The sequence below is a fragment of the Populibacterium corticicola genome, from assembly GCF_042683685.1.
In the GTDB taxonomy this organism is placed as follows: Bacteria; Actinomycetota; Actinomycetes; order Actinomycetales; family Cellulomonadaceae; genus Timonella; species Timonella corticicola.
In genome coordinates, this window is the sequence record NZ_JBHUOP010000001.1 from 1 (window position 1) to 21,729 (window position 21,729).

Genomic DNA, 21,729 nt, shown 5'->3' on the forward strand with positions numbered 1-21,729 from the left:
GGGTCAGGCTCGTGCCAGGTTCACGGCCGTGGTCTTCAGAACGATCACATGTCTTTGAGGTGCTTTTGTCGAGGCTGACAAAAGGTAATGACATGCATCCGGCCTGCGCGATGGGTGACTGAACATTGCTTTCTATCGCACGAGTGGACACTCATAGGCTTATAACGTTAGCCGCCAATCGGGTTTCGTCACCGTCGTTACATGAAAACCTGCAATTTTGTGCGATAAAACAAACTAGACTAGTACCATGTCCACTATTTCCCGTGATGAGGTCGCGCGCGTTGCTGCTTTGGCACGCATCGAACTGCGCCCCGAAGAACTAGACCGCCTTGCTGGTGAGTTGGAAGTCATCGTGCAGTCTGTTGCACAGGTGTCCGAGATTGTCGGACCTGACGTCCCAGCAACCAGCCACCCGATTCCACTGACAAACGTGTTCCGTGATGACGTTCCTGTTACCCCCACGGATCGCGACAAGGTTCTTGCTTCCGCTCCTGCCAGTGAAGATGGTAAGTTCCTCGTTCCGCAGATTCTGGGAGAGGAGTGAATGATGTCTGATCTGATCAAACTTTCCGCTGCCGAACTTGCAGCGAAACTCCAAGCCGGTGAGGTAACCTCCGTTGAGGTCACTCAGGCATATCTTGACCGTATCGCGGCGGTAGACGACAGCATTAACTCCTACATCGTTGTTACTGCTGAGGATGCGCTGACCACTGCCGCAGAGGTGGACCGTCTACGTGCTGAGGGTGTGGAACTACACCCACTCGCAGGTGTTCCCATTGCGGTGAAGGACGTTGTCGTCACTGATGGCGTACAGACCACTGCGGGCTCGAAGATGCTCGAGGGATGGATCCCGCCCTACGATGCCACTCTCGTGGAGAAGATCAAGGAAGCAAAGCTCCCGATCCTCGGTAAGACGAACATGGACGAGTTCGCGATGGGCTCATCGACCGAGCACTCCGCATATGGTAGGACGCTCAACCCTTGGGACATTGAACGTATCCCAGGTGGTTCGGGTGGTGGCTCCGCTGCAGCACTTGCGGCGTTTGAGGCTCCGCTCGCGATCGGTACGGACACTGGTGGTTCGATCCGTCAGCCGGGTGCGGTCACCGGAACCGTTGGCGTCAAGCCGACTTATGGTTCGATCTCGCGTTACGGTCTGATCGCTATGGCGTCGTCGCTTGACCAGGCGGGTCCGGTGACTCGTACGGTTCTGGACTCTGCGCTGCTGCATGAGCTCATCGGTGGACATGACCCCAAGGACTCCACCTCACTACCTGAACCACAGACCGGCTATGTTGCTGCCGCGGAAGATGGTGCAAAACAAGACTTGTCGGGCGTGCGTATCGGTATCGTCAAGGAACTCTCGGGTGAGGGTTACCAAGACGGTGTGCAGGCGCGTTTCGATGAGTCGATTGAACTCCTACGTGGGATGGGTGCCGAGATCGTTGAGGTGTCCTGTCCTTCGTTCACGCACGCACTTGCCGCCTACTATCTGATCATGCCTGCTGAGGCATCCTCGAACCTCGCCAAGTTCGACGGCATGCGTTTCGGTCTGCGCGTTGAACCGCAGGAGGGTCCTGTCACTGCTGAGCGCGTTATGGCTGCGACTCGTGGCGCGGGCTTCGGCGACGAGGTCAAGCGCCGCATCATCATCGGTACCTATGCACTGTCGTCGGGCTACTACGATGCCTACTACGGTTCGGCGCAGAAGGTTCGTACGCTGATTCAGCGCGACTTCAACGCTGCATTCGAGCAGGCTGATGTTCTCGTCTCGCCAACCGCACCAACTACTGCGTTCAAATTTGGTGAGAAGTTGGATGACCCGCTTGCGATGTACCTGAACGACGTCGCAACCATCCCAGCGAACCTCGCTGGCGTACCGGGAATGTCTCTCCCCGCAGGTCTGTCGGATGACAGCATGCCTGTTGGATTCCAGATCCTCGCACCTATCCGTGAGGATGCACGTATGTACCGCATCGGTGCTGCCCTTGAGGCAGCGCTTGAGCAGAAGTGGGGCGGACCGCTCCTTTCGCAGGCACCTGAGCTGGAGGTCAAGTGATGAGTGGCTACGTTGAGCTCGTTGACTATGACGAGGCAGTGGCAAAGTACGATCCGGTTCTCGGTATTGAGGTACACGTTGAGCTGGGTACCAAGACCAAGATGTTCTGTGCCGCGGAGGTTGAGTTCGGTGGGGAGCCAAACACTCAGGTGACCCCGGTATCGCTCGGTCTTCCCGGCGCGCTGCCGGTGGTCAACGGCAAGGCGGTCGAGTCGGCGATCAAGATCGGTCTGGCCTTGAACTGCAAGATCGCTGAAACCTGCCGGTTCGCGCGCAAGAACTATTTCTACCCAGACGTTCCGAAGAACTTCCAGACCTCGCAATACGATGAGCCCATCGCGTATGACGGTTACCTGGATGTGGAGCTTGAGGACGGCTCGATCTTCCGCGTGGAGATCGAGCGCGCACACATGGAGGAGGACGCCGGTAAGAACACCCACGTGGGTGGTGCGACTGGTCGTATCCAGGGCGCGGAGTACTCGCTGATCGACTACAACCGTGCGGGTATCCCACTCGTGGAGATCGTGACTCGCCCGATTGAGGGTGCGGGGGAGCGTGCTCCTGAGGTTGCTCGCGCCTACGTCCAGACCTTGCGCGACATCTTCCGTGCACTTGAGGTCTCTGAGGCACGTATGGAGCGCGGTAACGTTCGCGCGGATATTAACGTGTCGCTTCGCGAGACCCCGCAGTCCCCTCTGGGCACCCGCACTGAGACCAAGAACGTGAATTCGTTCCGTTCAATCGAACGTGCGGTCCGTTATGAGGTTGAACGTCAGGCTGCAATTCTCGACGCCGGTGAGAAGGTCATTCAGGAGACGCGTCACTGGCACGAGGACAACAACACGACCTCGTCGGGTCGTGAGAAGTCTGATGCTGAGGACTACCGCTATTTCCCGGAGCCTGACCTGGTTCCTGTGGCTCCGAGCCGTGAGTGGGTTGAGGAACTGCGCGAAACTCTGCCAGAACTCCCTGCGGTCAAGCGCCGCCGCCTGATCGGTGAGTGGGGTTTCACGGATGTTGAAATGCGTGACGTGATCAACGCTGGCGCCCTTGAGTTGATTGAGGAGACGGTTGCCGCTGGCACCGCTCCGGCTGCTGCTCGCAAGTGGTGGATGGGTGAGCTTGCCCGCAACGCGAAGGAGCAGGAGATCGAACTGTCTGAGGTCTCGGTAACGCCAGCACAGATCGCTGAACTCCAAGGCCTGATCGAGGCGAAGCGTATCAACGACAAGATCGGCCGTCAGGTTCTTGAAGCAGTTCTTGCTGGTGAGGGCAACCCTGAGGCGATTGTTGTGGCAAAGGGCCTTGAGATCGTTTCCGACGATGGCGCTCTGCTGACTGTTATCGACGAGACTCTGGCGGCTCAGCCGGACATCGTTGAGAAGGTCAAGTCGGGCAACATGGGTCCGATTGGTGCGATCATCGGTGCGGTTATGAAGGCGACCAAGGGGCAGGCTGACGCTGGTCGTGTTCGTGAGCTTGTCCTCGAACGTATCAACAACTAAGGCGGCGATTATGGCACGCGGTCCAGTCCTCACTGGCGAACTTGTACAGTTGCGTCCCGTCGAAGAGCGGGATGCAGAGCGCATGTGGGAGTCGTTGCAGGATGCGGAGTCGAACCGTCTCACAGGTACGACTCGCACATTCACTCGCGAGGAGATCGACGAGTGGGCACGTACGGTGTCGGATCGCGAGGGGCGCTATGACTTTGCGATGACCTCGCTCATGCCGGGCGAGGATGGCTCAGTGTGCGATGAGATGATCGGTGAGATCGTTGTCAACGAGATCGATCCGGTGACTCGCAGTGCGAACATGCGGTTGATTTCGCTTCCGCAATATCGTGGACGAGGTTATGGCCGTGAGGCCATAGCCTTGGTGCTGGACTTTGTGTTCGCCCCACCTGCGCAGGGCCTGGGGTTGCACCGGTTCTCACTCGATGTGCTTGCGATTAACCCGCGTGCCAAGATGCTGTATGAGTCGCTCGGCTTCGTGCAGGAGGGTGTCCTGCGGGACGCTGCCCCTGACGGCGAGGGCGGGTTCTGCGATGTCTATGTCATGTCCATCCTTGAGGATGAATACGATCCGCAGCGCTAAGGTCACCTCGGGGTGGTTCCATACGGAACCACCCCGTTTTGTTTGTCGCACATAGATAATTGGCGACGAGTCGGCGAATCGGTCTGAAACCGTCCGTGGGCAGTGTGCACAGTAATTGGCGACGAGCCCGCTGGGTCGGGAGGCGACCACCTGCTCCCCAGCCGGGCTGGGAGGTGAGGGAGCCTGTGAAGTGGGTACTCGTCGAAAATCTGAACATAAAGTATTGAAATGTGAGACGCCAGTCTTGGTGGTGTGACAAGACTGGGGTCCAAGGCGTAACCTCCTAGTATGCGTTGCACAATTCTTCTAGTCGTTATCTAGCGCGTTGGTTCGAAACTAATCCGCCAAGTTTTGTCAACGCGCGCACCCTCCCAGACACCAGACCGGTGTGGAGGGTTTTTTCATGTCACAAGCCAGTGGCACGAACGTTTCTAGCTCATAAGGCAAAGAGACACCAGCATTGCCCGCCTTAGGTCCACGCTGAAGGCAACACGATGTCCAGATGAGCAAAACCTGCCTGTCCGGTAACTCCACATATTGTTAGAGAAACAGGAGATCCAGATGGTCCAAGGCGATCAGACTGCGGCCAAGCCCCAGTCCTCAAAGCCTGCTCCAACGCCGGCCGCGTTTGCGCGACCTTCCACGAGCACCGGTGTGACCGAGAATGTCACCGGAGCGGAGTCGATCGTTCGATCGCTCGAGGAAGTCGGCGTCGATGTCGTCTTCGGTATTCCGGGCGGCGCGATTCTGCCGACCTACGACCCACTGATGGACTCGAAGAAGGTCCGCCACATCCTTGTACGCCATGAGCAGGGTGGCGGACATGCCGCCGCAGGTTACGCACACGCAACCGGACGCGTCGGCGTCACCATGGCGACCTCCGGTCCAGGTGCTACCAACCTGGTCACACCACTCGCCGATGCGAACATGGACTCGATCCCGTTGGTTGCGATCACGGGACAGGTGGGCGCCTCGCTCATCGGAACCGATGCGTTCCAAGAAGCGGACATCGTGGGTATCACGCTGCCAGTCACGAAGCACAACTTCCTGGTGACCGACCCAGCGGATATTCCACGCACTATCGCTGAGGCATTCCACATTGCACAGTCCGGTCGGCCCGGGCCCGTCCTGGTGGACATCGCCAAATCTGCGATGCAGGCGAATACGACCTTCTCGTGGCCGCAGGAAATCAACCTGCCCGGCTATCACCCGGTCACCAAACCACACAACAAGCAGATCCGTGAGGCTGCACGGCTCCTTGCGAGCGCACGTCGTCCGGTGCTGTACGTTGGTGGCGGAGTTATTCGGTCGGGTGCGAGCGAGCAACTGCGGAAGCTCACGGACCTGTCCGGTGCAGCCGTAGTGACAACCCTCATGGCCCGCGGAGCGTTGCCGGACTCCCACCCGCAGCACCTCGGTATGCCAGGTATGCACGGAACCGTTCCAGCGGTCGCCGCGTTGCAGAAGGCTGACCTGATTGTTGCTCTGGGTGCGCGCTTCGACGACCGTGTGACCGGAAAACTCTCGTCGTTCGCCCCCCACGCAACCGTTGTCCACGCAGACATCGACCCAGCCGAGATCGGTAAGAACCGTGTTGTGGACGTTCCAATCGTGGGTGACCTGAAAGAGGTCATCGCGGAACTGCTCCCAGAACTCGCACGCGAACACGAGACCAACGGCAAGCCCGACATCGAGGCATGGTGGCGCCAGATCAACTCCTGGCGCGAGACCTACCCGCTCGGATACACCGACGTGGGCGATGGTCTCCTTGCGCCGCAGCACGTTATTGGTCGGCTCTCGGAGATCTCCGGGCCAGAGTCCATCTACGTGGCAGGCGTTGGACAGCACCAGATGTGGGCATCACAGTTCATCAAGTATGAGCGCCCAAACTCCTGGATCAACTCGGGTGGTCTGGGCACTATGGGATTCTCTATCCCTGCCGCAATGGGCGCCAAGGTCGGGGCACCAGACCGCACCGTGTGGGCGGTTGACGGCGACGGATGCTTCCAGATGACCAACCAGGAACTCGCAACCTGCACGATCAACGACATCCCGATCAAGGTTGCGCTGATCAACAACTCCTCCCTCGGCATGGTCCGCCAGTGGCAGACCCTGTTCTACAACGAGCGGTACTCAAACACCGACCTGCACACCGGTGCGGGAACCCGCCGCGTGCCTGACTTTGTGAAACTCGCGGACGCCTACGGCTGTGTTGGCATCCGAGTTGAGAAGCTCTCCGAAGTGGATGAGGCCATCAAGCGTGCAGAGGAGATCAACGACGTGCCAGTCCTGATCGACTTCAACGTGTCACGCAACTCCATGGTGTGGCCAATGGTCGCAGCAGGCGTATCCAACGACGACATCCAATATGCACGCGGCATCTCGCCAGCGTGGGACCGCGAAGACTGAGAGGGAACCTACGAACATGTCACGTCACACTCTCTCCGTACTCGTGGAGAACAAACCAGGCGTACTGACCCGCATCGCCGGTCTTTTCGCCCGCCGTTCCTTCAACATCCACTCCCTCGCAGTGGGACCAACCGAACACGAGGAACTCTCTCGTGTCACGGTTGTGGTGGATGTTGACGAACTGCCACTTGAACAGGTCACCAAGCAACTGAACAAACTCGTCAACGTCATCAAGATCGTTGAACTCGAGCCAGAGGCAGCCGTGACCCGCGAACTCATGCTCGTCAAGGTCAAGGCAGACGGCGGTAACCGGTCGGGCATCATCGAGGTTGTCCAACTCTTCCGCGCACACGTTGTTGACGTTGTACCGGACGCGGTGACAATCGAGGCTGTCGGCAGCCCGGGCAAACTCGCTGCCTTACTCAACGCGCTCGAACCATACGGAATTCGCGAGATCGTGAAGTCCGGAGCCGTCGCGATCGCACGTGGACCACGCTCCATGTCTGACCGCGCCTTGGAACGTACAACACGTTCTCACTGATTTTTTCTAGACTTAACTCAACACCACACAATCCTAAGGAGATATCCCGGTGGCTGAACTCTTTTACGACGACGATGCAGACCTGTCGATCATCCAGAACAAGAAGGTTGCCGTTATCGGTTACGGTAGCCAGGGTCACGCACACGCGCTGAACCTTCGTGACTCGGGCGTAGACGTCCGCGTCGGCCTGCGTTCAGGTTCGGCATCGGCTGCCAAGGCTGAGAACGAGGGCCTCAAGGTTCTTCCGGTTGGCGAGGCAGTCGCTGAAGCTGACGTCGTTGTCATCCTGACCCCAGACCAGGTACAGCGCACCGTGTACGCGCAGGAGATTGCTCCCAACCTTCAGGAGGGCGCAGCGCTCGTCTTCGGTCACGGCTTCAACATCCGCTTCGGCTACATCAAGCCTGAAGCTGGCCACGACATCCTCATGGTCGCCCCTAAGGGCCCAGGGCACCTCGTGCGTCGCGAGTACGTTGACGGCCGTGGCGTTCCAGTCATCGTTGCCGTCGAGCAGGACGCTTCCGGTGCCGCTTGGGACCTCGCGCTGTCGTACGGTAAGGCAATCGGTGGTCTTCGTGCTGCCGGTATCAAGACCACCTTCACCGAAGAGACCGAGACCGACCTGTTCGGTGAGCAGGCTGTTCTGTGCGGTGGCGCATCGCAGCTCGTGCAGTACGGCTTCGAGGTTCTCACCGAGGCCGGCTACCAGCCTGAGGTTGCATATTTCGAGGTTCTCCACGAACTCAAGCTCATCGTTGACCTCATGTGGGAGGGTGGCATCGCCAAGCAGCGTTGGTCGGTTTCCGACACCGCTGAGTATGGTGACTACGTCTCCGGTCCTCGCGTGATCACCCCTGAGGTCAAGGAGAACATGAAGGCCGTTCTCGCTGACATCCAGAACGGTGCATTCGCTGAGCGTTTCATCAACGACCAGGAAGCCGGTGCTCCAGAGTTCAAGGAACTGCGTGCCAAGGGTGAAGCACACCCAATCGAGGCTACCGGTCGTGAACTGCGCAAGCTGTTCGCATGGAGCAAGCGTTCCGACGACAACACCTCCGACTACGTCGAAGGCTCCGTCGCTCGTTGATCGTAGGTAGGAACTCTGCGTAGCAAGTTCCTGCCGGAGAGCAACGGTAGATGTGAGCCTGAGCAACAGGTACAGCGGGCTCCGTCGCACGCTGACTTTAGTTAGCGGCAAGCACTCTCGGGGCGAGAAATGCGGTGGATTCCATTGCGTTGATCGTAGATGGGAACCGCACCTTTAGCGTTCACAAGGGGGCTGTCCCAACCAAATGGTTGGGACAGCCCCCTTGTCGTGCTATGAAGAGTTTTCTCAGCGGTACGACGTAGCGAGCTCTTGCTATCGGCGTTTAGGTATCGGTGGGGCGTTTTTGTTCCGGGTGCACCCTACGGTTATATGCACCCGGACCAAAAACGCCCCACCGAATTGCGTGCGATTGGTGCTAGGTGGGGACGCCACCCTGAGAAGGCTGGGTCAGGCTGTGCGAAACTGTGCGGGCTGGAAAACGAGGTGTGGGAAAAAGTGGGGACTCGTCGGAAATCTGGTGATAGCGTGGCGAAATGGCGCGACTTGAATTGACGCAACTACCAGCCGAGGTGGTTGCCTTCGTAGAGGATCTGCTGGGCGGTGCGCTGGTGGAGTTTGAGAACCAGGCCGGTGGGTTTTCGCAGGGAACTGCTGCTCGCGTGCGGACCGCAAATGGCGCACGTGGGTTTTTGAAGGCGGTCCATCGGGAGGGATTTGAGGGAACCTATCGGCTCTACGAACGTGAAGTCGAGATATTGAGTCTGCTGCCACGCATGGCGCGGGTGCCACAGCTTCTCGGCTCATATGCGCAGAGCGGTTGGCTGGCGTTACTCATCGAGGATGTGGCGGGGCGGTACCCGGACACCCGCGCGGATATGCATGCCGTGTTGGACTCGTTGCTCACGTTGCCGTCGGTGGATGCGGTTCCAGGGCTTCCAGACGTGGCGGAGGATCTTGCGCCTGCCCTCACCCAATGGGACAGGATTGATGCCGGGTACAGTGCTATGGACGATTGGGCTGTTTCCCACTTGCCATTGTTGAGGGCGGCGTCTGAGAGAGCCGTGGAAGCAGCCTCGGGGAATGATCTTGTGCATAACGATCTCCGCCCGGACAACATTCTGATTGATGCGCAGGGCGCAGCGTGGATCGTGGATTGGCCGTGGGCTGCTCGCGGTGCGCTCTGGTATGACGCGCTGTTGTTCGTGCTGGATTGTTCACTTATTGACCCGACAATCGATGTTGAGCACGAGATTGCCAGCCACCCAGTCTTCCGTGGGGTCACCGATCAGCAGATCGACGCGGTTCTGGCGGGCTTCGCCAGCTACTACGTGTACCAAGCCGACCAACCCGCCATCAAGGTTCCGCAATCGCTGCGCGAGCACCAATATCAGCATGCCCGAGTGATTTTGGAGTGGCTTGAGCGCCGCTGGTCGCGCCGCTAGGTGGTTCGGCCGCCTGGACGCTCGCCCATGTCGGCTGCCTGGCGACGATACGGTCAGGCCCCAGCGTCTGTGCGGTGCGTGAGATGGGTATTTGGTCCGGGGTGCGCTGCTCACATCGTGGTCGTCCTATCCCGATGGATGGACCACAGGATTAACATTGGTTCATGACGAAGAACATCGATCTTGCGGTAATCGCTGGTGACGGCATCGGTATCGAGGTAGTGGAGCAGGGCCTCGCGGTTCTGGAATCTGCGCTTGCCACGTCGGATGTCTCGCTTGCTACAACTGACTTCAACCTCGGCGCCAAGCGTTGGCATGAGACGGGCGACACCCTCACCGATGAGGACCTCGCCGCACTACGCACCAAGGACGCGATCCTTCTTGGTGCTATTGGTGATCCAACCGTTCCATCGGGTGTTCTCGAGCGCGGATTGCTCCTCAAGCTCCGCTTCTCGCTGGACCACTATGTGAATCTGCGCCCCGGCAAGCTATACCAGGGCGTGAAGTCCCCACTTGCTGAGCCAGGCGAGATCGACTTCGTTGTCGTCCGCGAGGGAACCGAGGGCCCATACGTGGGTAACGGCGGCTCGATCCGTACGGGAACCCCGCACGAGGTGGCCAACGAGGTCTCCGTGAACACGGCCTTCGGTATCGAGCGTGTTGTCCGTGACGCATTCGCACGTGCAGCAGCCCGTGAACGCAAGCACCTGACCTTGGTGCACAAGCACAACGTTCTGGTCCACGCCGGTCACCTCTGGCGCCGTACCGTTGAGCGCGTGAACGAAGAGTTCCCTGAGGTCACGACCGACTACCTGCACGTTGATGCAGCAACGATCTTCTTGACAACGAACCCATCGCGTTTCGATGTCATCGTTACCGACAACCTGTTCGGTGACATTTTGACCGACCAAGCCGCCGCTATCACCGGTGGTATTGGCCTTGCGGCGTCTGGAAACATCAACCCTGATCGCACCACGCCATCCATGTTTGAGCCAGTGCACGGCTCCGCGCCTGACATTGCAGGCCAAGGCAAGGCAGACCCCACCGCAACGATCCTCTCGGTTGCGATGCTGCTCGACCACCTCGGTTACACCGAACAGTCGAAGAGCGTGGAGAACGCTGTTGCCGCAGACCTCGCAGAACGTGGAACCGCCGTCCGTTCGACGGCCGAGGTAGGAGCAGACATCGCAGCACGCGTACGCGGCTGACGTCTGACTACCCAAGGCCGCGCACTCGGCTTCTATAATGAGACCACTGTGCTCTAATGCCGCCAGTCGATTTTGACTGGTGGCATTAGCCGAACCAGAGGTCGCCAGGTGAAAGGCCCCAATATGAGCTTGCAGCTCGAAACTCTAAACACCTCCGTTGACGAGGCAGCCCAACAGTTCGCTATCAACCTCACGGATACCCCGCTTCCTGCGGACGAACGCGAGGCGTTGAAAGCTGAGCCAAAGTTTGGCACCGTCTTCTCGGACCACATGGCGCGCATGTCATGGAACAACACCGACGGCTGGAACAATCGTCGGATTGAGAAGTACGGTCCCCTCTCGCTCGCCCCCGCAGCCGCCGTGTTCCACTATGGCCAGGAAGTCTTTGAAGGCCTCAAGGCGTACCGCCACGCGGATGGGTCTGTGTGGACGTTCCGCCCCGAGGAGAACGCCAAGCGGTACATTCGCTCGGCCCGCCGTCTCGCTCTGCCAGAGTTGAGCGTGGACGACTTCATTGGGTCCATTGCGGCTCTGGTTCGCACCGATATCGAGTGGGTTCCTACCGGCGAGGAAGCAGCGTTGTACCTGCGTCCCTTCATGATTGCGACCGAGGCATTCCTTGGCGTGCGTCCAGCCTACGAGGTAGAACATCTTGTGATTTCCTCGCCCGTCGGCCCCTATTTTTCCGGTGGTGTCCACCCGGTCAACATCTGGATCTCCCAGGAGTACGCTCGCGCAAGCCGCGGTGGAACCGGCGAAGCCAAATGCGGTGGAAACTATGCTGCATCCTTACTGCCGCAGATCGCCGCCGCCAAGGATGGGTTCGATCAGGTGTGCTTCCTCGATGGTCAAGCAGACCCGGCGATTGAGGAACTCGGCGGGATGAACGTCTTCTTCGTGAAGGCAAACGGCGACGTCGTGACTCCTGCTCTGTCCGGTTCGATTCTGCGTGGTGTGACTCGTTCATCGATTCTGCAACTCATTGAGGACCGCGGAATCAAGGTGTCCGAGGAACACATCACGCTCGCGTCATTGCGTGCGATGCTTGAGTCCGGTGAGATCGCGGAGGCGTTCGCGTGTGGAACCGCCGCTGTGATCACTCCGATTGGCCGCCTTGCGGACAATGACTTCGACATCACCATCAACGGGGGAGAACCCGGTAAGTTCACCATGGATATCCGTGAGGAACTGACCGACATCCAAAATGGCCGTCGCCCAGACCGCCACAACTGGCTGACGCGCCTCGCCTAGCCAAACCTCACACTAGTTCAACAGCCTGCTAACTCATCGGGCAACGGTTGAATAGTGAAAGTGCCCGGTCCGTCATGGACCGGGCACTTTCGCGTTTGGGTCGGGTTCCACGCATCCAACTGCTCGTGGCTGGAAGGTGAGTGGTCGTGCTGAGGCGACCTGATCGTCGTCAATGTGGGTTTTTCTGATTGCCGACGAACCTGCCGCCTCCCAGCGGCAAGTCACCTGTCAGCGGTTACGTGGTTGCGGTGGCCGTGACCAGCCGGGCGTTGCGACGCCCCGCGATCCAGCCCACGGGGAACGCGAGCAGAAGCGGAACCAGCACGATGAACGCCGTAGCCGGCGTGGGCATCAGCGACGCCACCCTGAAAGTAGTGTCAAACCCCGCGAACGATTCCTCTGCGCGTAAGACCATCAGCATCGCCCCCACGAACGTCCCAAGCACGAAGCCAAAAACAACACCAACACACGCCAAGATGACCGCACGGAAACCATCAATCATCGATACCTCAACCGGAAGCACACCCTGATGAGAGAGCGCAGAACGTGAACGCTGCAGTTCGTCGCTACTGAGCAGCAACGAGAAAAACAGAACCAACACAACAACCGGGAGCAGCCACGCAGCCACCGTGAACGGCGTATCTGCGTACGTTTCTTCGAAATCCTCCAAATAGTGTTGGCGAGAGATCACAGACCACACCACACCAAGCCCCACGAGCACGGTCACAGGCACGATCGTGTTGATGCTGGAACCCAACCGGCCCGCAACATCGCGTGCTGCAATGCGTGCAGCCAACGGCCAGCGCCGCCCACGAACCGAAATGGCGGGTAGTAGCGCAGCAAGAACAAAATAGAAACCGACGACAAGGAGCCCAAACCCGCACAGCATGCCGAGCAAAAGCACCAGATCACGGATGTTGTGCAGCCTGCTTGGCTCCGCACCGAAGTGGGCAGAAAACCACATGAGAGGTATCGCCAGCACCCACAGGGCGATCCCCACCCGGCGGCTACGGTCAAATGGCCTGGCCGGAACATACGTTTGCTCCGCCGATTCGCCAACATCACGCAGCAGCGAATGCGCCGAACCGCGCTCTGCAGCGTACGCGAGCAAAGACGCAGCCAACGGCGGCAACAAACCGAAAATTAGGCAGAACGTGATACTGAACGTTACGCCGTGGCTTAAAAGCGGCAGTTCCGAGCGAACATACTCTGACGAAGACATGTAAGAAAAACGCCAAACACTGCCAACAAACCCCAGGGCCGCGGCCGTCACACCCACGATGAGTGCGGGTGTAAGCCGGCTCAGCAAACGCGAGTTTCTAGTCATACCGTTTCGTTCCAACTGCGCGAACTGCAGCTTCCTGCGCCGGGCGTTCTGCCAGTACAGCGGGACCGACACCACAGTCACCAAAGACACAGCGCCAAACGACATCAGAAGACTGTAGACAGCTTCGTTGGTACCCCAGAAGGAGTACACAGGAAACGTTTCGACTGCTTGACGGCGCAGGTCCTTACTGTCAACCAGGTTTGCGATAGCCCAGTCGTAGTTGCCTAATTCGTTGACCGCGTAGAGGCGGGAGATCTCGCGGAGAAGCCCGGATGCATCAACGTTAGACAGCGGTCGCCCGAAAGCGAAGAACTGGTCACTAGACAGTTCGTGGCCGAGTTGGTTGTGCGGCGTGACAATTGCGTCAGCCCGTTGCACTGGGAACAGTGATATGTCGCCCCACTGCTGCTCATAGAGCCCAACAATGTTAAATGTCCGGCTGTCTGCGTCAGGCTCCATCTGCGTTGAGACTCGCACGGTATCGCCCACCCGCAGTTTCTCTAGTTCAGGGTCGCGGAAGGAAATCGACGTGGATAATGCGATTTCGTTTCCGGAGCGTGGCGCGCGGCCCTGCGTGAAAGTCACCGGAACGATGCTCCGTGGAGAATCCCAGTCGGTGGCGTACACGTAAACCGGGAGGCTTATCTCTGCTTCGTCGTATTCGGGTTCTTGAAAGTCTGGGAAAAACAGTGTGTCGGCTGCTACGCGGACAGTTTCGAGTCCGTAGGCCGCTCCATCAATGGCAGGGTCGATGCTGTCGGCCTGCCAGGCTGCTTGGAGGTCGGGGTGCTGTTCCTTTTCCGCAGACTGACTAAAACGTTCGTGGCTTCTGACGATGGTGTCGCTGTTCCAACGCCAACCACCCACGTAGTCGCTGAGCAGCGCGGGCACGAAAAAACTGATGAGTCCCGTCAACACGAGGATCAACGCCAGCGTGGCGAACTTGTTTTGGTTAAGGTCGCGCAGCCCAAGTCTGATCGGTGTGGGCAGGTTCTCGGTGATGCGGTTCATGGGGTGCCGTCCGTGGTGGGGAAGTCGCTGAGGCTGCTCTGCGTGCTGGTGGGGAAACCGAAGGAATGCGAGCTTCCCGTGTCGGACGAGATCGCTCCATCCTGTAGGTAGACCACTCGATCGGCCCACGCTGCGTCGCGGGCGCTGTGGGTGACGAGTAGTCCGGATGCACCGGCATCGATGTGGTTGCGGATGAGCCGCATGACCTCATCACCCGAGGCGGTGTCGAGCGCGCCTGTGGGTTCGTCGGCGAGAAGGATGTGGCGTTTGGAGCTGAGCGCTGCGAGGACCGCGGTGAGTTGGCGTTGCCCTCCTGACGCTTGAGCGGGGAACAGTCGTGCCACATCGCCGAGGCCTTGGTCATCGAGGATGAGTCGGGCCTGTTTGAGTGCGATGCGCGGGTTGATCCCGTTGAGTTCGAGGGGCAGTGCCACGTTTTCTTCGAGCGTGAGCGCGTCAACGAGGTTGTTGCGTTGGAACACGATCCCGAACGCTTGGCGGCGTAAGATTGTGCGTTCCGCAGTGGTCGCGGAGCGCAGTAGGGTGTCTGCGACGAGGACATTTCCCGCTTCGGGTTCAAGCAGCCCGGCCACGATATTCAGGAGGGTGGATTTTCCCGACCCTGAAGGCCCCATGATCGCGACGAGTTCGCCGGGCGCCACGCGCAGATCGACCGAGTCGAGGACGACTCGCGGTGACTGCCCATCGGGGAAGGTATGGGTGATCCCGGAGGCTTCAATCGCGTAGCTCACTGGTTGTCCTTCTTGGTTCCATTGGCGACGAGCCCGCCCGTTTGGGTGGGTCCTGTTGCGGAAGGTGTCGCGGGAGCAAGGTTGGCGAACCCCATCGCGATGCGCGATTCGACGTGGTCGAGCCACCGTAGTTCGGCTTCGAGGGTGAAGATGTAGGAGTCGAGGAGCATCGCCCACGCGAGATCTTCGCGGGACAGTGAGTTGATGGGGCCGAGTTTGCTCTTGAGTTTGGTGTAGTCGCGGAGTGCTCGCAGTGATTCGGTGCGTTGCGTGCGGATGACCTGGGCGGTGTCTACGTATGGGGACGTGATCGCGAGGGTTACCTTGATGCTCGCTTCTTCGCGGCTTGGCGTTGACCGCGCAGTGGCGGTGTACCACCAGTTCTCGGCTTCGGCGCGGCCCGCATCGGTGATGTTCCACAGGGTTGCATCGGAGTCATCAGCGGTGGATTCGACCAATCCGTCGCGCTCGAGGCGCTGCAAGGTGGAGTAGATCTGCGAGATGTTGAGTGGCCAGGTGCCGCCCGTGCGCTGTTCGAACTCGCTGCGCAGGTCATATCCGGCGAGGGCGTGTTCGGTGAGGATGGTGAGTAGACCGTGCTTCACAGACATGGTGCGCCTTCTTTTCTTAGAGCGATTAGATTCTTCAGAGTGACTAGGAGTGTTACTGAGTAACTGTTGATGATGTTACTCAGTAACAGGCAGGGTCGCAAGTGTCGTAGCCAAAAACGCAACTAGCCGGATCGTCGCCAATCAGTAGTGCAAGGCACTACCGAGCCAAAAACCGACGTAACCACCCACATATAACGACTGGTTTCGTCGGTTTTTTGGGTGGGCAGCGCCAGCCCAGCCACTTGCATCCTCGCCCAGATATGGGACAATGTGAGGCATGGCACTGTGGCACGTCATTATTATTCGTTAGCGCGTTCGGTCAGCGGCAATCCCGCTGCAGCGAACGTGCAAACCTCCCGCGCTGTTTCTGGGAGGTTTTTTTGTTGGGTAATACCAACAATCGCAACAGTGCTACACATACTTGTTGAACCCGCACACAACGCGGACAGCAACACTGGCGTCGCCCACACCACCGCGGCCGGACACGATCAGAGCACAATAGAACTAAGCCCCCAAACTTCGCGTTGAAATGAGACCGCCGTGAACTTCCACGTATACGACACCACTCTTCGAGACGGTGCCCAGCAAGAAGGCATCAACCTCAATGTTGCGGACAAACTAGCCATTGCGCCGCTACTCGACGAACTGGGCGTGGGATTCATTGAGGGTGGTTGGCCCGGTGCGGTCCCTAAGGACACGGACTTTTTTGCCCGTGCAGCCACCGAGCTCAACCTCAAGAATGCAGTTCTCGCGGCATTTGGTGCGACCCGTAAGGTCGGCGTTAGAGCGAGTGAGGATAAGCAGGTTCGCGCGCTCCTGGACTCTCAGGCGCCAGTGGTGACTCTGGTAGCCAAATCTGACATCCGTCACGTTGAACGTGCACTCAAAACCGATGGTCCCGAGAACCTGCGGATGATCGAGGACACCGTGCAGTTCCTCCGGGCCGAAGGACGCCGCGTATTCATTGACGCAGAACACTTCTTCGACGGATACCGTTTTGATCCGCAATATTCCCGCGACGCGGTCCTTGCAGCTTTCGGCGCGGGCGCTGAAGTGGTGTGCCTGTGCGACACCAACGGGGGAATGCTCCCGCACTGGGTGACCGACATCGTCGGTGAAATCCGCGAGGCCACGGGCGGCGAAGGCATCCTCGGCATGCACGCACACAACGACTCCGGGTGCGCGGTAGCCAACACCCTCGCTGCAATCGATGCAGGCTGCGAACACTTCCAGGGCACAATCAACGGCTACGGTGAACGCACCGGAAACGTCGATCTCGTGACAACCGTTGCCAACCTCGAACTGAAATACGATCGCAAGGTCCTCGCAGGGAACCTCGATGATGCGACCCGCATCTCGCACGCAATCGCCGAGATCACGAACATCTCGCCATTCGCCCGCCAGCCCTATGTAGGGGCGAGTGCATTCGCGCACAAGGCAGGGTTGCATGCCTCAGCGATCAAGGTTGACGCGGACCTGTACCAGCACACCGACCCAACCCTGGTGGGCAACGACATGCGCATGCTCGTGTCCGACATGGCTGGGCGTGCCTCGATCGAACTGAAGGGCAAGGAACTCGGGTTCGATCTGTCCGATAAGCCGGAACTTCTGACCTCTATCACTAATCGTGTCAAGCACTCTGAGGCCAGCGGATACACCTATGAAGCGGCTGATGCATCGTTTGAACTCGTGCTGATTGAAGAGGTCACGGGCGAACGCCCCGAATACTTCCAGGTGCAAAGCTGGCGAGCCATTGTGGAGCGTCAAGGCCGTCGGGGTACCGAAGCGGTATCGGAGGCAACGGTCAAGCTCCTCATTGGCGGGGAGCGAATCGTTGTGACCGGCGAAGGAAACGGCCCGGTTAATGCCCTCGATGCGGCGCTGCGCCTCGCCCTGGAGAAGGCCTACCCAGAGACCGCGAAGTTCGACCTGATCGACTTCAAGGTCCGCATCCTCGATCAAGAGCACGGAACTGACGCGATCACCCGCGTGCTCATTGAAGCAACGGACGGCCAAACTGCATGGTCCACGGTCGGCGTTGGCGCCAACCTCCTTGAGGCATCGTGGGAGGCCCTGACCGACTCAGCGATCTACGGCCTCATCCACGCGGGTGTGAACCCGCTGTAACTCTCAGTTCGCACGCCCTGCACTGCTTGGACCACCATGGTGATTTTCCGGAATCACCAACTAAGAAAAACAACCCTAATCCCGGAAAATCACCAAGTGGGGTGCTGTAGCTCAGCAAAAACCTCAGCAGGACGGCGTAGGCTTAGAGCGTGAGAGCTGAATACAAAGTACCCGGTGGAAAACTCGTAGCGATTGACCTCGATGTGGTCGATGGGAAACTGAAAAATGTTGCCCTGAGCGGTGATTTCTTCCTTGAACCCGACGAGGCGATCATCACGCTCAACCAGGCGGTTGAGGGACTTGGCGCAGATGCCAGTTTCGCGGAGATCCGCAAGGCCGTTGAGGACGCTCTCACCCCAGACATCACGATGCTCGGGTTCGATGCGCGCGCTATCGCGACGGTAACCCGCCGAGCACTCGGTTTCGCAACCACATGGGCTGATCACACCTTTGAGGTCATTCACGACCGCCCCGAGCATCCGAAGATGCAAGTGGCCCTCGATCAGGCCCAGACCGAGTTTGTGGAGGCAGGCACACGTGGCCCGATGTTGCGCATCTGGGAATGGGCGTCCAACGCAGTGATCATTGGGTCGTTCCAGTCCTACCGCAACGAGGTCGACGAAGAGGCGGCCCAGCGCCACGACGTGACTGTGGTGCGTCGTATCACCGGTGGCGGCGCAATGTTCGTCGAGCCTGGTAACACCATCACCTACTCACTTATTGTCCCCGGCTCGCTTGTGGACGGCATGTCCTTTGAAGAGTCCTACAAGTTCCTCGACACCTGGGTTATTGAGGCACTCGCTGAGGTTGGAATCAACGCCGTGTACAAGCCACTCAATGACATTGCCTCCGCACAGGGAAAGATCGCCGGTGCAGCACAGAAACGCCTCGCGGGCGGCACAGTCTTGCACCACGTCACGATGTCGTATGACATTGATGCCGACAAGATGCTTGACGTGCTGCGGATTGGCCGGGAAAAGCTCTCCGACAAGGGCATCAAATCCGCGAAGAAGCGTGTTGACCCGCTGCGCTCGCAGACCGGTATGACTCGTGAAGCAATCATTGAGAGCTTCCTTGAGCATTTCCGTTCCCGGTACAAGACGATCGAGTCTGAAGTGACTGAGGCAGAACGTGAACGTGCGCGCGAACTCGTGGAAACCAAGTTTGGTACGGAGGAGTGGCTCAAGCGCGTTCCGTGAACCCGTCCACATAGGGAATGAGAGGGAGCAAAGGTGTCAGAACACAAGCCACATCCGGGCTCGAAGGCAGTGGGAGACGTTGTTCTGCCGGCGTCCAGTCTCGCGGAGATCGCGAGCGATGCACCATATCAGAGTCATCGAATTGTTCCGCACACGTTGTTTGATTCGCCGAGCGCCCGCGTCGTGCACATCGCCCTTGATGAAGGGCAGGTGCTGACGGAACACATGGCACCCTTTCCGATCATCGTGCAGGTGGTTGAGGGTTCCGTGGTGTTCGTGGTGAACGGCCAGGAGAATCTCCTTGAGGCGGGTGGGCTGATTCACCTCGAAGCAAGGCTGTTGCACGAGGTCCGCGCGGTGGGCAGCGCTCGGATTCAGATCACCTTGTTGAAACAACACAAAGGCTGAAACAACACAGAGTCCAAAGGAATGAGGCTCCGAAACCCTATCATCGGGTTCGGAGCCTCATTCCTTGCTCTTTGAGGACGTCTGAGGTTTAGGACTCAGTCGGTCCTGCAAGCATGTCCTCGATCATCTCGCGGGATTCATACATGACCACGAAGTCCACGCGAGTGCCCTCGAACTGTTCCTCGCCTTCGCGCAGTTTCCCACGGGTCAGTGGGCCCACGGCATCATCGTTGACGGCAACGGTCAGCCAGATCTCGTAGTCAGTGTTTGATTCGGGGATCTGCGAGGTGACTTCATCGGTGCCGAGAGTCGCGAGGGTCGATTCGACCAGGTAGTTGATGTCTACTGCGGTTTGTGAATCCGCGTGTTCCTCTCCGAGGAGCACGATGTCGGCGCGCAACGCGTTGTCCTCGTCGGACCATACGAACTGTGCTGGCGCGAGGTCGGCGCGGGGCTCGATTTTCGGTGCGGCTGCCGCCACGGCTGCGGTCTGAGCGTCGGCTGCTTGTTCGGCAGCGAGCTTCATGGACTCCCACAGTGAGAGTTTCTTGCCGTTTTCGTCGTACCGGGGTAGGTCTCGCATGCCAGGCGCCGCGGCCTTTTGCGCGGCTGCCGCCTCCGCCTCGGCTTTGGCGCGCGCAATAGCCTCTGGGTCGGTGACAACCTCAAGTTCCATGGACTGACCCAGGCGTTCGCGCAGGATCTCAATCGTGTGCAGTGGTACTTCAGTCAGCGGCGTGGCACCGGTGTTGACCTCGACGCGGACTCGCGCTCCGGTGAAACCCTCTGGAATGCTGTACCCGAATTCGCCGTTCTGGATCGCGCTGATCGTGGCGATGACATCGTCAGATAGGCGATCTGCCACCTCGCCGGGGATGCCGCGCGCATCGAACGGAATGGTGATGACGACTGCTGCGTCTTTTTCGGACCAGGCCTCGGTGACGCCTTCGGGAAGTGCCGGACCACGGCGTTTGCGGCTAAACAGTCCCACGGGAACTCTTTTCTCTAGCGATGAATGTCCAGCGCGATCCGCGCCGTGAATACGGGTTAAGTCCTGTATCAATCGTAGTGGCGTTTGTGGCGTGCGTTAAATCGAATGACCGTGCGTTCGCCCAAGACTTAGAGTTAAGGCATGCGCACGCTGTTGAATATCATTTGGCTCGTCTTCGCAGGATTCGGACTGGCGGTCGGATATGCGATTGCCGGAATCATCTGCTGCATCCTGATCGTGACAATTCCGTTTGGAATCGCCTCATTTCGCATGGCCAATTACGTGTTGTGGCCATTTGGCCGCGAGGTCGTGGACAACCCGAACGCGGGCGCGTTCTCGACGCTTGGCAACATCATTTGGCTGATCTTTGCCGGTATCTGGCTCGCTATCGGTCACATCATGTCTGGTATTGCCCTGTGCATCACCATCATCGGCATTCCGATGGGGATCGCATCGTTCAAGATGGTCCCGATCTCCCTCATGCCGCTCGGCAAGCAGATTGTTTCCACAAACGACCCGCGTAGATTCGGCTACCAGCACTGAGGGTCTGGCACGGAGAACCCAGTGTTGAGGGTGACGAAAAGCGCACTCTCAACGGAACTCTCTTTTTTGAGAGTACGCATATCTGCACTCGCAGTGCCTGAGAGTGCAGATATGCGTACTCTCAGGCACAGTTGGCCGATTGGCGACGAGCCGGTCATCATCCAGCACCCAGTTGCGCGGGGTAGTGGGGTCAGTCGCGCCCAATGGGCGCGGTCTTAGCCGCTGTTAACGTAATCAAATCCGCTGGGGCGAGACCAACATCCAACCCGCGGCGACCACCCGAAACGTATACCGTGCCGTGGGACAGAACCGACTCGTCGACAATCGTGGTGTGTCTGGTTTTCTGGCCGAGCGGCGAGATCCCACCCACAACGTAGCCGGTTGCACGTTCTGCGACCGTGGCATCCGCCATCGTGGCCTTCTTGCCACCCACCGCGCTTGCAACGGCCTTGAGATCGAGCTTGCTGTCAACCGGAACCACGCCAACCACGAGTTTGCCATCGACCGAGACCATGAGGGTCTTGTACACCTGTCGGGGGTCCGCGCCGATAGCCTTGGCGGCTTCGAGCCCGTAGCCGAGATCCGAGTGTGGGTCGTGTTCGTATGGATGAACGGTGTGTGCAACGCCAGCCTTCTCCAACGCAAGGATCGCCTGAGTACCTGCGGAGTTGTGCTTGTTCTTCTTGGCCATGCTTTTCATTCTAAGAC

The 21,729-nt window shown here is 58.9% G+C and carries 19 protein-coding genes; 14 read left to right on the forward strand and 5 right to left on the reverse strand.

Going from position 1 to position 21,729, the window contains the following annotated elements; all coding sequences use genetic code 11:
- Positions 1 to 247 precede the first annotated feature (247 nt).
- The 10 genes from gatC (at position 248) to ACFSYH_RS00050 (ending at position 12,052) form a co-directional block, all read left to right on the forward strand.
- Positions 248 to 544 carry an Asp-tRNA(Asn)/Glu-tRNA(Gln) amidotransferase subunit GatC gene (gene gatC, locus ACFSYH_RS00005; protein ID WP_377464355.1) on the forward strand — a complete coding sequence of 99 codons (297 nt, stop codon included), beginning with the start codon at positions 248 to 250 and terminating at the stop codon, positions 542 to 544.
- Between the two features lie 3 nt (positions 545 to 547).
- Positions 548 to 2,059, forward strand: coding sequence for an Asp-tRNA(Asn)/Glu-tRNA(Gln) amidotransferase subunit GatA (gene gatA / locus ACFSYH_RS00010; RefSeq protein WP_377464356.1), 1,512 nt, complete (start codon positions 548 to 550; stop codon positions 2,057 to 2,059).
- On the forward strand, positions 2,059 to 3,564 hold the full coding sequence (gene gatB / locus ACFSYH_RS00015; RefSeq protein WP_377464357.1) for an Asp-tRNA(Asn)/Glu-tRNA(Gln) amidotransferase subunit GatB: 1,506 nt from the start codon (positions 2,059 to 2,061) through the stop codon (positions 3,562 to 3,564). The genes gatA and gatB overlap by 1 nt, the downstream gene beginning before the upstream one ends.
- A gap of 10 nt (positions 3,565 to 3,574) precedes the next feature.
- Positions 3,575 to 4,153, forward strand: a complete 579-nt coding sequence (locus tag ACFSYH_RS00020; protein ID WP_377464358.1) for a GNAT family N-acetyltransferase — start codon at positions 3,575 to 3,577, stop codon at positions 4,151 to 4,153.
- A gap of 561 nt (positions 4,154 to 4,714) precedes the next feature.
- Positions 4,715 to 6,562 carry an acetolactate synthase large subunit gene (locus ACFSYH_RS00025; protein WP_377464359.1) on the forward strand — a complete coding sequence of 616 codons (1,848 nt, stop codon included), beginning with the start codon at positions 4,715 to 4,717 and terminating at the stop codon, positions 6,560 to 6,562.
- Between the two features lie 16 nt (positions 6,563 to 6,578).
- A complete protein-coding gene (gene ilvN / locus ACFSYH_RS00030; RefSeq protein WP_377464360.1) occupies positions 6,579 to 7,103 on the forward strand; it encodes an acetolactate synthase small subunit in 525 nt (174 codons plus the stop codon).
- A 49-nt stretch (positions 7,104 to 7,152) separates the two neighbouring features.
- Positions 7,153 to 8,190, forward strand: coding sequence for a ketol-acid reductoisomerase (ilvC, locus tag ACFSYH_RS00035; RefSeq protein WP_377464361.1), 1,038 nt, complete (start codon positions 7,153 to 7,155; stop codon positions 8,188 to 8,190).
- 494 nt (positions 8,191 to 8,684) lie between these two features.
- Positions 8,685 to 9,593 carry a phosphotransferase gene (locus ACFSYH_RS00040; protein WP_377464362.1) on the forward strand — a complete coding sequence of 303 codons (909 nt, stop codon included), beginning with the start codon at positions 8,685 to 8,687 and terminating at the stop codon, positions 9,591 to 9,593.
- 164 nt (positions 9,594 to 9,757) lie between these two features.
- Positions 9,758 to 10,801, forward strand: a complete 1,044-nt coding sequence (locus ACFSYH_RS00045) for a 3-isopropylmalate dehydrogenase (RefSeq protein WP_377464363.1) — start codon at positions 9,758 to 9,760, stop codon at positions 10,799 to 10,801.
- Between the two features lie 123 nt (positions 10,802 to 10,924).
- Complete coding sequence (locus tag ACFSYH_RS00050) at positions 10,925 to 12,052, forward strand: branched-chain amino acid aminotransferase (protein ID WP_377464364.1); 1,128 nt, start codon at positions 10,925 to 10,927, stop codon at positions 12,050 to 12,052.
- Positions 12,053 to 12,287: 235 nt separating this feature from the next.
- Here the strand turns inward: ACFSYH_RS00050 and ACFSYH_RS00055 are convergent, their stop codons facing one another.
- From ACFSYH_RS00055 to ACFSYH_RS00065, 3 genes are read right to left on the reverse strand one after another with little or no spacing between them, the layout of a single operon-like run.
- On the reverse strand, positions 12,288 to 14,390 hold the full coding sequence (locus tag ACFSYH_RS00055; protein WP_377464365.1) for a hypothetical protein: 2,103 nt from the start codon (positions 14,388 to 14,390) through the stop codon (positions 12,288 to 12,290).
- Positions 14,387 to 15,142, reverse strand: a complete 756-nt coding sequence (locus ACFSYH_RS00060; RefSeq protein WP_377464367.1) for an ABC transporter ATP-binding protein — start codon at positions 15,140 to 15,142, stop codon at positions 14,387 to 14,389. Before ACFSYH_RS00060 ends, ACFSYH_RS00055 begins: the two co-directional genes overlap by 4 nt.
- Positions 15,139 to 15,753 carry a PadR family transcriptional regulator gene (locus ACFSYH_RS00065; RefSeq protein ID WP_377464368.1) on the reverse strand — a complete coding sequence of 205 codons (615 nt, stop codon included), beginning with the start codon at positions 15,751 to 15,753 and terminating at the stop codon, positions 15,139 to 15,141. The genes ACFSYH_RS00060 and ACFSYH_RS00065 overlap by 4 nt, the downstream gene beginning before the upstream one ends.
- 540 nt (positions 15,754 to 16,293) lie before the next feature.
- Between ACFSYH_RS00065 and cimA the strand changes: the two genes are divergently transcribed.
- The 3 genes from cimA to ACFSYH_RS00080 all read left to right on the forward strand — a co-directional run bounded on the left by cimA (position 16,294) and on the right by ACFSYH_RS00080 (position 19,487).
- A complete protein-coding gene (gene cimA, locus ACFSYH_RS00070; RefSeq protein WP_377464369.1) occupies positions 16,294 to 17,880 on the forward strand; it encodes a citramalate synthase in 1,587 nt (528 codons plus the stop codon).
- 149 nt (positions 17,881 to 18,029) lie between these two features.
- The gene (locus tag ACFSYH_RS00075) at positions 18,030 to 19,079 is read left to right on the forward strand and encodes a lipoate--protein ligase family protein (protein ID WP_377464370.1); all 1,050 of its coding nucleotides are present in this window, start codon (positions 18,030 to 18,032) and stop codon (positions 19,077 to 19,079) included.
- Positions 19,080 to 19,112: 33 nt separating this feature from the next.
- Positions 19,113 to 19,487, forward strand: a complete 375-nt coding sequence (locus ACFSYH_RS00080; protein WP_377464371.1) for an AraC family ligand binding domain-containing protein — start codon at positions 19,113 to 19,115, stop codon at positions 19,485 to 19,487.
- A gap of 88 nt (positions 19,488 to 19,575) precedes the next feature.
- On the opposite strand, the gene ACFSYH_RS00085 is transcribed toward ACFSYH_RS00080, so the two are convergent.
- The gene (locus tag ACFSYH_RS00085; protein WP_377464372.1) at positions 19,576 to 20,478 is read right to left on the reverse strand and encodes a hypothetical protein; all 903 of its coding nucleotides are present in this window, start codon (positions 20,476 to 20,478) and stop codon (positions 19,576 to 19,578) included.
- Positions 20,479 to 20,619: 141 nt separating this feature from the next.
- On the opposite strand from ACFSYH_RS00085, the gene ACFSYH_RS00090 reads away from it, so the two are divergent.
- Positions 20,620 to 21,021, forward strand: a complete 402-nt coding sequence (locus tag ACFSYH_RS00090) for a YccF domain-containing protein (protein WP_377464373.1) — start codon at positions 20,620 to 20,622, stop codon at positions 21,019 to 21,021.
- Between the two features lie 190 nt (positions 21,022 to 21,211).
- Here ACFSYH_RS00090 and ybaK read toward each other — a convergent pair whose 3' ends face one another.
- The gene (gene ybaK, locus ACFSYH_RS00095; protein WP_377464374.1) at positions 21,212 to 21,712 is read right to left on the reverse strand and encodes a Cys-tRNA(Pro) deacylase; all 501 of its coding nucleotides are present in this window, start codon (positions 21,710 to 21,712) and stop codon (positions 21,212 to 21,214) included.
- Positions 21,713 to 21,729: the final 17 nt, after the last annotated feature.

Excerpts from the sequence above, each read along its gene's own strand:
- ACFSYH_RS00045 (WP_377464363.1), top strand. The coding sequence starts at position 9,758 with ATGACGAAGAACATCGATCTTGCGGTAATCGCTGGTGACGGCATCGGT.
- ACFSYH_RS00055 (WP_377464365.1), bottom strand. The coding sequence starts at position 14,390 with ATGAACCGCATCACCGAGAACCTGCCCACACCGATCAGACTTGGGCTG.
- ACFSYH_RS00050 (WP_377464364.1), top strand. The coding sequence starts at position 10,925 with ATGAGCTTGCAGCTCGAAACTCTAAACACCTCCGTTGACGAGGCAGCC.
- ACFSYH_RS00025 (WP_377464359.1), top strand. The coding sequence starts at position 4,715 with ATGGTCCAAGGCGATCAGACTGCGGCCAAGCCCCAGTCCTCAAAGCCT.
- ilvN (WP_377464360.1), top strand. The coding sequence starts at position 6,579 with ATGTCACGTCACACTCTCTCCGTACTCGTGGAGAACAAACCAGGCGTA.
- gatA (WP_377464356.1), top strand. The coding sequence starts at position 548 with ATGTCTGATCTGATCAAACTTTCCGCTGCCGAACTTGCAGCGAAACTC.
- gatB (WP_377464357.1), top strand. The coding sequence starts at position 2,059 with ATGAGTGGCTACGTTGAGCTCGTTGACTATGACGAGGCAGTGGCAAAG.
- ACFSYH_RS00090 (WP_377464373.1), top strand. The coding sequence starts at position 20,620 with ATGCGCACGCTGTTGAATATCATTTGGCTCGTCTTCGCAGGATTCGGA.
- ybaK (WP_377464374.1), bottom strand. The coding sequence starts at position 21,712 with ATGGCCAAGAAGAACAAGCACAACTCCGCAGGTACTCAGGCGATCCTT.
- ACFSYH_RS00065 (WP_377464368.1), bottom strand. The coding sequence starts at position 15,753 with ATGTCTGTGAAGCACGGTCTACTCACCATCCTCACCGAACACGCCCTC.
- ACFSYH_RS00020 (WP_377464358.1), top strand. The coding sequence starts at position 3,575 with ATGGCACGCGGTCCAGTCCTCACTGGCGAACTTGTACAGTTGCGTCCC.
- gatC (WP_377464355.1), top strand. The coding sequence starts at position 248 with ATGTCCACTATTTCCCGTGATGAGGTCGCGCGCGTTGCTGCTTTGGCA.
- ACFSYH_RS00040 (WP_377464362.1), top strand. The coding sequence starts at position 8,685 with ATGGCGCGACTTGAATTGACGCAACTACCAGCCGAGGTGGTTGCCTTC.